Source organism: Acetobacterium tundrae (genome assembly GCF_008086615.1).
In the GTDB taxonomy this organism is placed as follows: Bacteria; Bacillota; Clostridia; order Eubacteriales; family Eubacteriaceae; genus Acetobacterium; species Acetobacterium tundrae.
This window is the reverse complement of record NZ_RXYB01000001.1, coordinates 263245-278325: the sequence shown is the minus strand read 5'-3', so window position 1 is coordinate 278325 and position 15081 is coordinate 263245. Positions and strand designations below refer to the sequence as shown.

At 38.6% G+C, this 15081-nt stretch carries 15 protein-coding genes; 1 reads left to right on the top strand and 14 read right to left on the bottom strand.

The window, feature by feature from the left end; genetic code table 11:
• Window positions 1–8: 8 nt before the first annotated feature.
• The 9 genes from ilvB to FZC40_RS01235 all read right to left on the bottom strand — a co-directional run bounded on the left by ilvB (window position 9) and on the right by FZC40_RS01235 (window position 9434).
• Entirely contained in the window at window positions 9–1646 is a 1638-nt protein-coding gene (gene ilvB / locus FZC40_RS01275; protein ID WP_148602125.1) for a biosynthetic-type acetolactate synthase large subunit, read from the bottom strand.
• A gap of 99 nt (window positions 1647–1745) precedes the next feature.
• Entirely contained in the window at window positions 1746–2921 is a 1176-nt protein-coding gene (locus FZC40_RS01270) for a DUF362 domain-containing protein (protein WP_148602124.1), read from the bottom strand.
• Complete coding sequence (locus FZC40_RS01265) at window positions 2911–3750, bottom strand: CvfB family protein (RefSeq protein WP_148602123.1); 840 nt, start codon at window positions 3748–3750, stop codon at window positions 2911–2913. The genes FZC40_RS01270 and FZC40_RS01265 overlap by 11 nt, the downstream gene beginning before the upstream one ends.
• A gap of 130 nt (window positions 3751–3880) precedes the next feature.
• Window positions 3881–4327: a hypothetical protein gene (locus tag FZC40_RS01260; protein WP_148602122.1), complete on the bottom strand. Its 447-nt coding sequence runs from the start codon at window positions 4325–4327 to the stop codon at window positions 3881–3883.
• A complete protein-coding gene (gene coaD, locus FZC40_RS01255) occupies window positions 4324–4821 on the bottom strand; it encodes a pantetheine-phosphate adenylyltransferase (RefSeq protein WP_148602121.1) in 498 nt (165 codons plus the stop codon). Before coaD ends, FZC40_RS01260 begins: the two co-directional genes overlap by 4 nt.
• Complete coding sequence (gene rsmD, locus FZC40_RS01250; protein WP_148602120.1) at window positions 4814–5380, bottom strand: 16S rRNA (guanine(966)-N(2))-methyltransferase RsmD; 567 nt, start codon at window positions 5378–5380, stop codon at window positions 4814–4816. The genes coaD and rsmD overlap by 8 nt, the downstream gene beginning before the upstream one ends.
• An 8-nt stretch (window positions 5381–5388) precedes the next feature.
• Window positions 5389–7428: an ATP-dependent DNA helicase RecG gene (gene recG / locus FZC40_RS01245; protein WP_148602119.1), complete on the bottom strand. Its 2040-nt coding sequence runs from the start codon at window positions 7426–7428 to the stop codon at window positions 5389–5391.
• Window positions 7429–7463: 35 nt separating this feature from the next.
• Window positions 7464–9077: a DAK2 domain-containing protein gene (locus FZC40_RS01240; protein WP_148602118.1), complete on the bottom strand. Its 1614-nt coding sequence runs from the start codon at window positions 9075–9077 to the stop codon at window positions 7464–7466.
• 12 nt (window positions 9078–9089) lie between these two features.
• On the bottom strand, window positions 9090–9434 hold the full coding sequence (locus FZC40_RS01235; protein ID WP_148566620.1) for an Asp23/Gls24 family envelope stress response protein: 345 nt from the start codon (window positions 9432–9434) through the stop codon (window positions 9090–9092).
• Window positions 9435–9573: 139 nt separating this feature from the next.
• Here FZC40_RS01235 and rpmB point away from each other — a divergent pair, with 139 nt between their 5' ends.
• Window positions 9574–9762, top strand: coding sequence for a 50S ribosomal protein L28 (gene rpmB / locus FZC40_RS01230; RefSeq protein ID WP_148566621.1), 189 nt, complete (start codon window positions 9574–9576; stop codon window positions 9760–9762).
• A 72-nt stretch (window positions 9763–9834) separates the two neighbouring features.
• On the opposite strand, the gene FZC40_RS01225 is transcribed toward rpmB, so the two are convergent.
• The 5 genes from FZC40_RS01225 to rlmN are packed head-to-tail and all read right to left on the bottom strand — an operon-like array spanning window position 9835 to window position 15069.
• On the bottom strand, window positions 9835–10470 hold the full coding sequence (locus tag FZC40_RS01225; protein ID WP_148602117.1) for a thiamine diphosphokinase: 636 nt from the start codon (window positions 10468–10470) through the stop codon (window positions 9835–9837).
• Window positions 10467–11357, bottom strand: a complete 891-nt coding sequence (gene rsgA / locus FZC40_RS01220; protein ID WP_207724209.1) for a ribosome small subunit-dependent GTPase A — start codon at window positions 11355–11357, stop codon at window positions 10467–10469. Before rsgA ends, FZC40_RS01225 begins: the two co-directional genes overlap by 4 nt.
• Window positions 11358–11376: 19 nt before the next feature.
• Complete coding sequence (gene pknB / locus FZC40_RS01215; RefSeq protein ID WP_148602116.1) at window positions 11377–13305, bottom strand: Stk1 family PASTA domain-containing Ser/Thr kinase; 1929 nt, start codon at window positions 13303–13305, stop codon at window positions 11377–11379.
• Window positions 13295–14041, bottom strand: a complete 747-nt coding sequence (locus FZC40_RS01210) for a Stp1/IreP family PP2C-type Ser/Thr phosphatase (RefSeq protein ID WP_148602115.1) — start codon at window positions 14039–14041, stop codon at window positions 13295–13297. The genes pknB and FZC40_RS01210 overlap by 11 nt, the downstream gene beginning before the upstream one ends.
• Window positions 14038–15069 (bottom strand): dual-specificity RNA methyltransferase RlmN, encoded by a 1032-nt coding sequence (gene rlmN, locus FZC40_RS01205; protein ID WP_148602114.1) that lies wholly within the window; start codon window positions 15067–15069, stop codon window positions 14038–14040. The genes FZC40_RS01210 and rlmN overlap by 4 nt, the downstream gene beginning before the upstream one ends.
• Window positions 15070–15081 lie beyond the last annotated feature (12 nt).

The following is a 15081-nucleotide window of genomic DNA, read 5'->3' as shown; positions in this document are numbered from 1 at the left end:
CATTCTCCTTATATTCTAATGAAATCAGGATGCACCTGACATTGAATCAAGACCGGGCCCTGGTGCTTAATCGCTTCCGGCAAAACCTTGATAAAGTCTTCGTTCTTATCTACCTTGTAGCTTTTTATACTGTAAGCCTCGGCCAATTTCATAAAATCTATATCAAAATTTATATCCGTTCCGCTATAATGCCCTTTTCCATAAACGTCACATTGCAGCTGTCGAACCATTCCCAACTTTTTGTTGGTAATTAAAATAATCTTCACATTCAACTGATGTTCAGCGATTACACCTAACTCGCCCATACTCATTTGAAAACTGCCATCGCCGCAAACGGCGAAGACCTCTTTGGGATGATCAAGCGTTGCAAAGCATACCCCGCACGCAGCCGGAATACTGTATCCCATGGTACCCAGTCCACCAGAAGTGAAGAACTTTCGCTCTTTGCTGACATGGTAATAAAGTGCCGACCAAATTTGATTTAGACCAACATCGGCAACCAGTGTCGAATCATCCGATGTCATTTCCGACATCGATCTGAACATAACTTTGGGATTAATCAAATCACTGCAAGGCGGATCTGCATCGTAAACCAAAGGATGTTGTTCTTTAATTTCTTTAATTTTAGCAAGCCAGGTAGCATGATCTTTAGATGTATCTTTCGCAATAAAATCAATTAACACAGTTTTTGCATCCCCAACGATGGGAATCGTTGTTTCCATGTTTTTACCAATTTCGGCAGGATCTATATCAATATGAACAAAATCAGTATTTTCTTCAAAACTTGTTAGTTTCGATGTTGCCCGATCAGACATTCGCGCACCGATATTAATAATTAAATCAGCCTCATTCATGACAACATTTGAATATTCATAGCCGTGACTACCGACAATACCACAGTATAATAGGTGATCTTCCGGAAAAGCTCCAATCCCCATAAGAGACGTAATGACAGGTATATTGTCTTTTTCTGCGAAAGCTAAAAGTTCCTTTTCCGCGTGTCCTAACAGAACGCCGCCGCCAGCATAAATCACTGGTCTTTCAGCCTCTTTTATTTTTTTAGTGGCTCTCTTAATTTGACCGCTATGACCATGCAAATTCGGTTTATAACCGAGAATATCAACTTTGTCATAAGTCAATCCCGTTTTGATACTTTCCAATTGCACATCTCTCGGAATATCAATGAGCACCGGTCCCGGACGACCAGTCGAAGCAATATAAAACGCTTCTCTAATAATTCTCGGGATATCCGCTGCATCTTTTACCAAATAGCTGTGCTTTGTAAATGGCGCGGTTGCTCCAGTGATGTCGGCTTCCTGAAATGCATCAGTACCAATAAGATCACGATTAACTTGGCCGGTGATGGCCACAATCGGAATGGAATCAAGGTAAGCGGTTGCGATGCCAGTGACCAAATTTGTAGCTCCAGGACCTGAAGTTGCTAAGCATACACCTACTCGACCTGATTCCCGGGCATAGCCACTCGCATAATGCGGTCCAGCCTGTTCGTTTCTCACTAAGATATGTTTAATCGGAGAGGTTCTCAATGCTTCATAAAGGGGCAGCAGTGCACCTCCTGGATAACCAAACACAAACTCAACATTTTCTCGTTCGAGACATTTTAAAATTAATTTTGATGCTAACAATGAAATCACTCCTTTTTTAAGTATTAACAATTATCTTATAAAATTGGATATGATTTGTCAATCTATATTTTTGCTAAAACAATCATCTATCAAAATGTTCTATTTTTTATAGATCACTAATTTCCCCAGTATCGGTGTTTTTACTGAAATAGCACCAACTGGGCACATTTCCTGACAGCAATAACAGCGGATGCAACGATTATAAAAATATAGAGGATATTTTCTGCGTTTTCGCTGTACCATTTTGATTGCCTTTTTCTCCACCGGACAGCTTTGTTCACAAACCCCGCAACCAACACATTTGTTCTTGTCCACAACTGGTTTTTGGATAAGCAAGCTCTTTGTTATTTTGTTAAAAGATGCCAATTTAGAAGTGATCGTTTCGTCAATAGGCATCCGTACAACGTCAAAATCGGGATTGAAAAACTCCTCAATCGGATAACCTAAAAGTTCGATCTTTTCCGCGGCGGCATTTCCCAATCCCATTTCTTCACCATACACAATTGTCGGCACAAATTTCGGATCTAAATTTATCATTCTGGCGAAGGTCGCATCGAGAGCGACTGGATCATCAGATACTAATAGCACTTTCATTTGCACTGGTTCTCCTGATGCCGGTCCATTTCCCTCCATTGCAATGATGCCATCCATAATGAAAAGCCTTAGTTTGGGATTAAGGTATCGATTTAAATCCACTAGCATTTTCGAAAAACTATTGGCATCCGGATAGCGTGCGTGGGACATTCCTTTGTTTAAACCATAAACACAGCCAAACTGATTTTTAACCGCTCCCGTTATTCGGGTAAGGCCATGTGTTTTCATTTTTGACAGACTGATGATTCCATCACTTTCCAGTACACCCTGGGCAATTTCAAAACGTTTTGTCACATTCCCTAAATAAAAATCAACACTTTCCCCATGGTTGAACTCTTTTGAAAGAATTTTGTATTTTTCCGCAACGGCTGTCAGCCCGCTGTCTCTGGCTACCCCTGCGGGAGAGCCAAAGCCTGGCGAATCTCCATACCCCAGATTATTTATATCCGCTTCCTTTAAAAGTCTTATCACGGCTTCAAATACAGAAGGATGGGTTGTAACAGCCAAGGCCAGATTTTTTCCTCTTAGTAAATTCGGCTTGATTAATATTTTCTCATCTTTGTTTACAAATTTTTCTATCCCACCCAATAAATCAATGGCTGTTTTTAGTTTTTCGTAAACCAGTTCGCTATCATAGTCTCCGCAACCCATTATAACGACTTGAGATTTCTTATCTTCCATTTTTTTCTATACCCCGTTCTGTAATGCGAATTTTTTTCTCTTTCAGTAACTTACCAACAGCTCGTTTAAACGAGCTCTTACTCATATTCAATTCCTTTTTTATGATATTCGCATCCGATTTATCATTGAAAGGCAAAAATCCTTGACTTTCATTCAATTTTGTTAAAATCGTAATGGCATCATTTGGTATTTCTTTATACGCTTTTTTATTTGGACTTAAAATAAGTTTTCCGTCATTTCGAATTTCCGATATTCTGGCATGAACTTTTTCACCGCAATGAATATCGGAATCTGCATCTTTCATGAGTATCAATCCATGATACAGATTTTCAATAGCCACAAATGCTCCAATTTCCGGATTAATTTGATAAACATAACCTTCTACCCATTCTCCGACTTTATGCGTGGAACCAACCTTTAATAACGGATATATCTTCATCGTGGCACATAGGCGATCACTTTTATCAGTGTAAAGATTCACAAGATAATCTCGGCCCTTTTGAACCTTAAGGGTTTGTTCATTATAAGGTAATAAAAGGTCCTTCTCCAGGCCCCAATCTAAAAACGCTCCAACTTTTGTGATATCCACCACTTTCAGTGCAGCAAATTCGCCTAATTGAATTTTAGGCCGACGCGTTGTTGAAATGAAACGATCCTGGGAATCCCGATATACAAAAACCTCCATCTCGTCATTTACCCGAGCCGTCTTGGGGACTTCTTTTTCCGGTAGCAAGATCGCATTCATTTCATCATTTCCATCAGATAAATAGGCTCCAATGGCTGTAATCCGTTCTATTTTCAGTGTTTGTACTTTACCAACTTCTATCATTTTACTTAACCTCTTTTATTTTTAATAAATCAGCGGAACCACATAACACGAACCTCACCTGGTTTCACTTATAATCGCTGGGTGATAGTAAAAAGAGGGCATGCTCATCACACACCCCCACCTTTACACATTATTTCATGTTTTTTAATTCTCTACGATTTTGTTCGATTTTTTCGTTCATTTCCTTGAGTTGCAGCTGAAAACTATACAACAGTTTATCGGTATAATTTTGCGTCCCGGATTTTAATGCTTTCGCACTGGCATTGGCATTTCTCAATATTTCATTTGCCTGTGTTGTTGCTGTTTTCGTTATCTCATTTGTGTCAATCAATTCCTTAAGTCGCTTATCTGCTTCTGCTTTTATATGATCAGCTTCGCTTTGAGCGGTAAAAAGTATCTTTTTTCTTTCGGCAACAATTTTTTTTGCTTCTGATAATTCCTCCGGCATTGAATCCCGAATTTCATCGATAATTTCTATAAGTTCTTCAGGATCTATCAAAGCTTTGCTTGAGAAGGGCAGTGTGTTTCCCTTTTCCACAACTTCTTCTAATTCTGCTAACAAGTCAATTACCCTCATTTTATATATCCTTCCTCATACTTCTTTTGCAACGCAATTTCAACTTTTTTGGGGAGGAAATCAGATACGTCCCCCTGAAATTTAACAAGCTCTTTTACTAATGTCGAGCTTAAATAAGAATGCTTATTGCTTGATATCATAAATAATGTTTCAATATCATTATCAAGATGCTTATTTGTTAATGCCATTTGAAACTCATATTCAAAATCTAAAAAAGCACGAAGCCCCTTGACAATAATATTGGTGTTTCTTGATCTTACATAATCGATGAGGAGACCGTCATAAGAATCGACTTCAACATTGCCCAATCCTCCGATACAATCTTGAATTAACTGTACCCGTTCCTCACAGGTGAAAAGATAATCTTTGCTACTGTTAACCATAACACAAACAATCACCTTATCAAATATTTTAGTTGCTCTTTCAATCATGTCAAGATGACCTTTTGTTATGGGATCAAAGCTCCCTGGATAAACTGCAATTTTCTCACTCATAATTCTCCCCAGCATAATAACTAACTGTCGTGATACCATATTTTTTTGATTTGTAACACGTTAAATTCTTTTTTTCTATTGGCATTATAACAGATATTTTCGATTCTATCACTAACTTTCCATTTCCTGAAAGAATTTCTTTTTCAGAAATCATTTCTATGAAGCTTATTGTTTCCTCGCCCTGGGCATAAGGAGGATCCATAAAAATAATATCACAATTCACTTTATTTTTATATAACCATTCCAATCCTTTTTCCGCAGACAAATTAAATACTTTTGCCCTGGATTCATAGCCCGTTAAAGCCAGGTTCTTTTTTATAATCTGGACACTATCCTGTGACAGATCAAAAAAATACGCTGTTTCTACTCCGCGGCTTAAGGCTTCAATTCCCATCGCTCCTGTTCCTGCAAAAAGATCCACAAAAACTTTTGCTTCTCTTACTTCATTCTGAAGACTGTTGAAAATTGCGCCTTTTACTTTATCCGTTGTTGGTCGTATCTTATCTCCTGGAAAACTCATTAGTTTTTTCCCGCGCTTTTCTCCTGCTATTATCCGCATTTCCCCTCCTAAGTGAACGAAACCTCTTCAATATCCTGATAAAAGGATTGCAACACTTCATTGCGAAAGTTCATCATCTCTTTTTCATTTGATTGAAAAATCATATCGGCGATTATTTTCGTTTTTTCTATTAAAGCAAGCTCTTCCATCGGGTTAAGCAACCCGAATTTCGGAAGCCCATGTTGTTTAAATCCAAAATAATCCCCTGGTCCCCTTAAACGAAAATCTTCATCCGCAATTTTTTTCCCACTGCTGTTGTTTACAATAACCTTCATCCGAGATAAGGTCTCTTTGCTTTTTGAATTTGTAACAAGGAAACAATAGGATTGATGTTTACCACGGCCAACCCGACCGCGAAGCTGGTGGAGTTGCGAAAGACCAAAACGATCGGCGCTGAGTATCACCATGGCACTTACATTAGGGACATCGATACCGACTTCAATGATACTGGTAGCCACCAAACAATCAATTTCTCCCTGATTAAAGGCCTTGATGATTGATTCCTTATCGTCATTTTTCAAACGTCCATGCAGACAGCCAATCTGGTATTTCGGATTCATTTTCTTCTGCAACTCATTGTATACCGTCTCGGTATCCCGTACTTCCTCCATTTCTTCGGAAGCCTCTATAAACGGACAAATAACAAAACTTTGTCGGCCTTTAACTATTTCATCTTCTAAAAATGCAACTATTTTATGGAGTGAAGCTTCATCATAACAATATGTTTTTATAGGTTTTCTGCCCTTTGGCAATTCATCGATATAGGAAACACTCAAATCGCCATATAAAATCAGAGACAATGTTCTTGGAATAGGGGTTGCGCTCATCACCATGGTATGGGGTTGATTTCCTTTTAATGCAAGCTGACTTCTTTGTTTGACACCAAAGCGATGTTGTTCATCGGTAATCACCATACCCAGGTTATAATACTCTAGCGATTCTTGAATAAGTGCGTGAGTCCCTATAATGATGGAGACTGCTCCTTTAGCAACCCGATCAAGAATCTCTTTTTTTTCTTTTGCCTTGATACTCCCAGTAACGACTTCAACACTGATACCCATGTTAACCAACAATTCTTTAAAGTTTCTTCCATGCTGTTGGGCTAAAATTTCGGTTGGCGCCATATAAGCCGTTTGGTAGCCATTTTGTGCCATTAAACAGGCAGCAATGATTGCAATAACGGTTTTTCCTGAGCCAACGTCGCCCTGAACCAAGCGATTCATTACCTGTCCACTTTTTATGTCTGCCATCATGTCGTCAATCACAGCTCGTTGACTCTTTGTTAGTTCATAAGGCAGATTATTCATCAAAATATTGATTCCCTCAAATGAGGTGATGCTGATATCTGAAACCTTTTTCCCCCAGGAATTTGATATGATTCCGATATTTATTTTAAGCGCCTCATTAAATTTCAACCGCTCGATTCCTCGTAATACTTCATCTGCCCTTTTGGGAAAATGAATGGCTTTCAAAGCAGCTTTCAAATCCAACAGCTTTTCTGATCTTCGAATCGATTCGGGAAGATGATCCGCAATTTCCAAGTCATCACTAAAAATCTGAGTTAAGATTTTATGAATCGTATTGTTGGGAATTCCTGAAATATGCGAATAAACCGGTGTTAACTCAAAGAAACTTCCCGGATTTTCCACTGCTACAAACTGCGGGTTCATTATTTTCATCATGGCACCCGCAGTTTTGATTTTCCCATAAAAGAAGTATTCCTGATATTCATGTAAGGTATTTTTTAAATACGGCTGATTAAAGAATACCGCCGCAATTTTTTTATCTTCCCACAATAGCGATAATGTAAAAATTGAAAGGTTTCCACGAATGCGCTGAACTCGACCTTTATTTAAAACTTGAGCCCTAATGGAGACCTCAGACTCTTCAGAAATGTTGTCTGTCGATCCTAAAACATTACGATCGATATATTTTCTGGGATAAAAACTCAAAAGATCTCCAATCGTTTTTATGCCATGTTTTTCCAAGGCTTCTTTTCGTTTTGGTCCAACACCTTTTATGTTAATGAGTGAATCTTCCCACTTCATGACAGCATCCCCATTTCAATGTGTAACGATCAATACTACTCTACTGATACAATATAATAATACAGCGGTTGTCCTCCGTAATGAATTTCAACGTCACAATCTTCAAAAACTTCGGTAAGTTCATCGGCTAAAGCATTTGCTTCTTCTTTGGGGGTATCCTTCCCGTAATAAATAGAAATAAGTTCACTGTCCTCGTTGACCATCGAAGTTAATAAATCTCTTGTCACTTTTTGGATACTTTTTCCTGTAAATTTAATCTCACCACTGGTTATTCCAATTACATCTGACTTTTTAATTTTCAATCCATTGATTTTCGTATCTCTAACAGCATAGGTTACTTCTCCGGTTGCCACATTTTCAATCGCTGCTGTCATCGCCTCATGATTCTCTGCTGCCTGAGCTTCTGGAGAAAATGCCAACATCGAGGCAATACATTGCGGAATCGATTTTGACGGAATTACAATAACTTGCTTATCTGATATTTCACTCGCTTGTTTGGCCGCCATAATAATATTGCTGTTGTTTGGAAAAATAAAAATAGTATCCGCATTTAATTGATCCACTTCATTTAAAAAATCCTGGGTACTCGGATTCATTGTCTGTCCGCCGGAAATAACCTGCGTGACTCCCAGATCTTTAAAAAGTTTTGTTAATCCATCACCAGGCGAAACGGCAATGAAGCCGTATGGTTTTGGGATCGTTTCTGTTTTTGTTCCTTTATCTTCAAATTGCTCCCGCATATTATCTATTTTTAATCGGGTTAAACTGCCCAGGCTTCCAGCCCGTTCCAGAGCAAGACCGGGATGATCCGTATGTAAATGGACTTTGACAATCTCATCATCCTTAATAACTAATACACAATCGCCCAGGGTATTAAAGTATTCTCTTAACTCATCATCATTCACTTCTAAAGCATTTTTGATAATGAACTCGGTACAATAACCAAAGGTTATGTCTTCAGCTTTCATGTAAGAATCATCCACAAATTTATCAAGACTGCCTGAATTGATTTCAATCTCAACTCCGAGTTCTTCATTTATTAATGCTTTCAGAGCACCTTCCACGATACAAATAAGACCTTGTCCACCAGCATCGACTACGCCTGCTTCTTTTAACACCGGCAGCATTTCCGGAGTTTTTTGCAAGGTTGCTTTTCCATGGTTGATCACATCCAACAAATATGTTTCCAGCCCATCATAGTCATTTATTTTCGCCATCGCAAACTCGCCCATTTCCCGGGCAACGGTAAGAATCGTGCCTTCCGTTGGTTTCATAACGGCCTTATATGCCACGTCTGCTGCCAATTTAATGGCGTTTCCCAATAATCCCACATCCAGGTAGTCCTGACCTTTACAGCCTTCTGCAAAGCCGCGAAGCAGCTGCGATAAAATAACGCCTGAATTTCCACGAGCGCCAATAAGAGCACCTGATGATGCCGTTTTAGCTACGCTATAGACATTTAAAATTTCTATTTTATCAAATTCTGATACTGAATGGTTAAAGGTTAATGACATATTAGTCCCGGTATCTCCATCTGGAACTGGAAAGACATTGAGCTCGTCCACAATTCTCTTGTTGATTTCTAAATTCTTTGCACCATACCGGAACATTTTTACTAGCATCTCTCCGTCAATTGTCTGAGTTTTCATTCTGTCCTCCATTTATACGCGCACGCTTACGACATTTACACTGATTCGTCTTACCTTCAATGATGTTTGTTTTTCAACCTGATATTTCACATTAGAAATAATATTTTCTGCAACCACCGATATTTTTATGGCATATTCAATAATCACATAAAGATCGATAATTAGATGATCCTCTTCAATCTTAACGCCTACCCCTTTGTTTGCCTGATCCCCTGAGAGAATTTCGATCAAACCATCCTTGCCCCGTTTGTGGGCCATTCCAACTAAACCATAACACTCCATCGCCGCATTTCCGGCAATATCTGCAATGGCCTTTCGCGTAATATCAATGTATCCTAGATCATTAATTATTTTCATCGAATTTACTCCTTTGTTTTTTCTTTCTCTATTTTACATAATTATCTTCATGAAGTCAAAAATTCTATTGCTTTATTTTTATTTTTCATGATATAATACATTTTGTTTTATAAAAGGTAAGCGTAAGGGAGGTTATGTCATGGCTAAAGAATGTTTTGTATGTAAAAAAACCGTTGTTTCTGGCAATCAGGTCAGTCATTCAAATAAGCACAGTAAACGAGTTTGGAAACCCAATCTGCAGAGAGTAAAAGTTGTAGTTGAAGGTACGCCACTTCGAGTCAGTGTTTGTACACGTTGTTTAAGATCCGGAAAAGTTGAACGAGCTTAGGCTCCTTCATTTTCGGTAAGATAGTGAAAGAGTCTTTTTATGAGGCTCTTTTTTCTTTATCTAATAAACGCTTCAATCTTCAGATATAATAACCAGCAGCAGCCCCTTTTCAAAGGCGATTTTTTGTTCCTGATGAATGACAACATTACTGATTCCATAAGGCTTATTCATCGTCATTCGTCCATTAACGATCGGGTATTCAAAACCACTAATATTTATTTCCTCAACATCTCCCCCAATGGGCAATAAAGAAACCACTGTTCCGATGGGAAATTCAAAAGTTTCATTTTCTTTGATTAAAAATATAATGTTTTTCTCGTTGACGATCTTTCCTTTTATTCCGACATCCAGAAAGCACGTCAATAAAAATATATTCCCTAAACTATGATCCAGCCGAGATCCCAGTGCACCTAAAATGGTCACTTCTGAGGCGCCCATTTTGATGGCGTGATTAATGGCAAGTTCGGTGTCTGTTTCGTCTTTTCTAACCGGATAACGTTTGTATTTAACATTTCGATAAAATGCTGTTGTTTCCCGACTGATGGAATCCATATCACCTAAAATAATATCCGGCATGATATTGAGTTTTTTTGCAAAATTCGCTCCACCATCGGCACAAATAATGTACGGCTGATTGATTCTTTTTATATACGCTTCGTAAAATTCCAGACTGGTATAGTCTCCATTTGTAAAAATAATCACATTCATCTGAATTGGTCCTTCTTTATTTCCTCCAGCAAACTCACATAATGTTCGTATCGAACTGAACTGATACTGCCATTTTCCACTGCCTTTTTTACAATACACCCTGGTTCTTCATTATGAAGACAACTTTTAAATCGACATTCTCCTCTTGGAAATTCGGGAAAATAATCTCTTAGTTCTTCCGGTTTGATCATCTCTGATAATTTGTACGATGTAAATCCCGGCGTATCAAGTAAATAACCGCCATTTTTTGTCTCCAGCAGTTCGACATGACGGGTTGTATGCTTCCCCCTTTTTACTTTTATACTGAGGGTTCCTGTTTCCATGGTCTGGTCCGCACACAGGTAATTTGCCATTGTTGACTTCCCGACGCCTGATGGTCCTGCCATAAAAGCTGTTTTACCACCTATTTCCCGGATGATTTCATCCATTGCCGCTAAATCATCGTTACTGAAAAAGAATAGCTTATATGGGGTTTTTTCGTATATTTCTCTTAATGCGCCTTCCTCACCAGCACTTATTAAATCTCGTTTAGTAAAACAGATAACCGGTTTTACATTCTGAATTTCCGAGCTGATTAACAGCATATCTAAAAGCAGTAAATTGGGTTTTGGATTTTTCATCGAAAAAACAATGAGGCCAATGTCAACATTGGCCACAGGAGGTCTTAAAAATATATTTTTTCTTGGGAGAATGGATTCAATCATCCATTCTCCCGGGTTATCCGATTGAATCATCACTTCATCACCAACAGTTGGAATGATTTTTTGATGTCTTAATACGCCTCTTGCTTTACATTCCAAAACTTCATCAGATATCTGAGTTTTTACATAATAAAATCCGCCGATTCCCTTTATTATTTTTCCAATCACGCTTTTGTCTGATATCAAGTATCAAACCTCCTTGTTTTTAAAAATCAATATAACTGGTCCCAACGCTGGCCCCATCAATAAACACTTCATAAATTTCTCGACCAACTCCCTCTGCATTCACAGAGAAGGTGTCATCTGACATATTTGTTCCCTCATATATCGTTTTTTCACTTTTATCATCAGCATACAAGACAACCTTGACTTTGACTGATTTTGTCGGTTTTGTTTTGATATAATCACTTAAGCTAATACTTATTTTCTGAGTCGATATTTTTCCACTGCTCTCAACAAGTGCCACTTCTGAACCGGAAACTGCCTGGGTTCCATCACTTGGCGATTGTCTGATCACCATTCCCTGAGCATACTGGGTACTTGTTTCGTAGGTTATTGTTCCCATTGTCAAGCCGGCATTGGTAAGGCTGCTTTTGGCATCGGCTTCGGTTTGACCAATCACGCTCGGTACCGTTACAAGATTTTCACCTTTGCTCACTGATATGTTCACTTTTGTACCTTCATTAGCCGTTGTATTTCCTGTTGGACTCATTTGAAATACAATATCCGCGTTATAGTTGCTGTTGTATTCTCTTTTTATTTCACCAACAACAAAATTTGCTGTTTCAATCGCTTTAACGGCCTCTGATTCGCTCATTCCTATGACACTCGGGACTGTTCCGGTTTTGACACCAAGACTCACCGTTACTTTTACCGTTTTTCCCGTTTTTATTGCTGTGGCACTCTCGGGATTTTGGCTGATCACCAGCCCTGCCGCAACATCGGTATTGTAAACTTCTTTTTCGTCCTCTAGCGTTAAGCCAACTTTTTGAAGGGCTGCCGTCGCCTCGGCTACTGTTTTACCTTTGATATCCGGTACGGAAACTGTTTTTGCCGAAAAAAACGTATAAGCAACGGCTCCTAGCGCAATTAGCGCAATAGCCGCTAAAACTGAAAACAAAATAATCTTGCGTTTCTTTTTTCGTTTAGCTGTTTCTTCAGGTGTTTCATAATAATAGTCATCATCGTCGTCATCGTCATCCGGATGGACCGCTTCATGACTTCCGGTATTCTCGACTTGAAACAATCCTTCGCGAATAATATGGGTGTCATTTCCACCGTTCATCAGGGTTTTTCCGTCTCCACTGCCGGTATTTGAGTTTTCCAAAATTGTTTCCAGATCTTCCATGAGTTCATCTGCATTTTGATACCGATCATCCGGTTTTTTCATGGTGAGCTTCAGCACAATTTGATTAACACTTTCCGGTATGCTCGGTTCTAATTCTTTTGGCGGAACAATCTGTTCCTGAATATGTTTAATGGCAATCGTTACGGTATTTTCTTCATCAAACGGAAGCTTTCCAGTTAATAATTCATAGTACAAGATTCCCAATGAATAGAGATCTGACCGTTCATCAACAAATCCCCCTCGGGCTTGTTCAGGTGAAATATAATGTACTGATCCCATGGTTTGATTCGTCATGGTTACCGTTGAACTGGTAATGGCTCTGGCTATGCCAAAATCTGCTACTTTCGGAACTAAATCCCGGGTTAGCAAGATATTGTGTGGCTTGATATCACGATGAATGATTTTATTTTCGTGGGCACATCGAAGCGCATTTGATATATCCATTACAAATCGTGTTGCTTCGACATAGTCTAAGCGACCCTTCTTTACGAGGTATTGCTTGAGCGTAATGCCATCCACGAATTCCATAATGATATAATAAATATTATCTTGAACCCCAACATCATATATTCCCACAATATTGGGATGTGACAAACAGGCAACGGCCTGGGATTCTCGATCAAATTTTTTAATAAACTGTTCGTTTTCGGTATATTCTTCTCGGAGTACTTTTACCGCTACATAACGGTTTAGTTTAAGATCCCGAGCTTTATAAACGTAGGCCATTCCGCCTCGTCCGATGAGCTCTACAATTTCATATCGTTTTCCTAATGTTCTACTGAGCATCTGGCACTCCTTCCAAAGGATTGAATAACACAACGGTTATGTTATCTCTTCCTCCATTTATATTAGCTAAATCGATCAATTTTTTGGCCGCATCTTCTAAATTATTTTCAATCACGATGGCCCTCATATTAGTATCCGAAACCATATTAAAAAGACCGTCTGAACATATCAGGTATGTTGCATCTGGATTAATTTCATAACGATAAAAATCAACATTGACCGAATTATCTGTTCCCAAGGCCCGGGTAATCACATTTTTCTGCGGATGAATTTCTGCTTCGGCCTGGGTTATCTTGCCTTCATCCACCAAGATTTGCACCAATGAATGGTCTTTTGTTAAACGAATTATTTCATCATTTGTTATGCAATAAGCGCGACTGTCGCCGACGTGACAAATACATAAAAAGTTGCCATCGACAATGCACATCGTTAAAGTTGTTGCCATCCCTAAACGGGCGGGCTCGTCATCTCCAATTTTTTTCAATTCTATATTGATGTCCTTCACAAAAGACATCATTTCTTCCGAATCAAAATAATTGCGGATCCTGGATAAATTACTTTTTATAAAATCAACTGCGGTTTTACTGGCAATTTCTCCACTGCGATGTCCGCCTAAACCGTCCGCTACTGCAAAAACATAAGAAATTCGATCAACATTTTTTATCGTTGCTGCCAAATAGGCATCTTGATTTACCTTCCTTAATGACCCAACATTGGATCCATAGGCACATTTCATAAACTCACCTTATCCTCACATCTTTTTTTTCGAAGCTGACCACAAGCCGCATCAATTTCTCTCCCCATTTTACGTCTCATGGTAACATTTATTCCCCGTTTTTCCAACTCTTTAAAAAAATAGTTCAACCGGCTGCTTTCTTTATAAGCAACTTCTTCAATTTCATTTAAGCCAATAAGATTTAAGTGATTTTGAGAACCTTTCAGTAGTTTTACCAGTCCATTAATATCTTCATCCCGGTCATTATATCCATCCATTACTGCATATTCATAAGTGATTCGCCGTCCTGTTTTCTCAAAATACTCCTGACAAGCTGAAATCAATGTGTCCAATTTATATTTATTTGCAATCGGCATTATTTCTTTACGACGTTCCTGAAATACGGAATGAAGAGAAATAGCTAGATTTATCTGTAGATTTTCTTGTGCTAATGCCTTAATTCCCGGCACGATCCCACAGGTGGACAGACTAATTTTTCTTTGGCCAATCCCAAAACCATCATTGGCAAGATGAATAAATTTAAGAACCTCCTGATAGTTTTCAAGTGGTTCGCCTATTCCCATGATCACAATATTTGATATCCGAAGATCATCGTTTTTTTCCACTAAAAAAATCTGATCCAATATTTCGCCGGCAGTCAGATCGCGAATCTTGCCGCCTTTTGTTGATGCACAAAATTTGCAGCCCATATTGCATCCAACCTGTGTTGATACGCAAAGTGATGCCCCATGCTGATAATGCATTAAAACTGTTTCGATGTATTGTTTATCAAAAAGTTCAATTAGAAATTTCTTTGTGCCGTCATGGTGATCTTCCTGTATCTGTGCAATTCTACCATGAGTCAATAGAAAATCTTTTGATAATTTCTCTCTAAGCTGATTTGAAAAATTCGTCATTTCATTAAAAGATTCACTTCTTTTTTCATAAAGCCATTGGAACAGCTGATCTCCACGATACTTTGCCTCTTTACGATCAACCATCAGGGTTTCACATTCTTTTAGATCTTTTCCGAAAATATTTTCCTTCATGTTTTGCCCCCT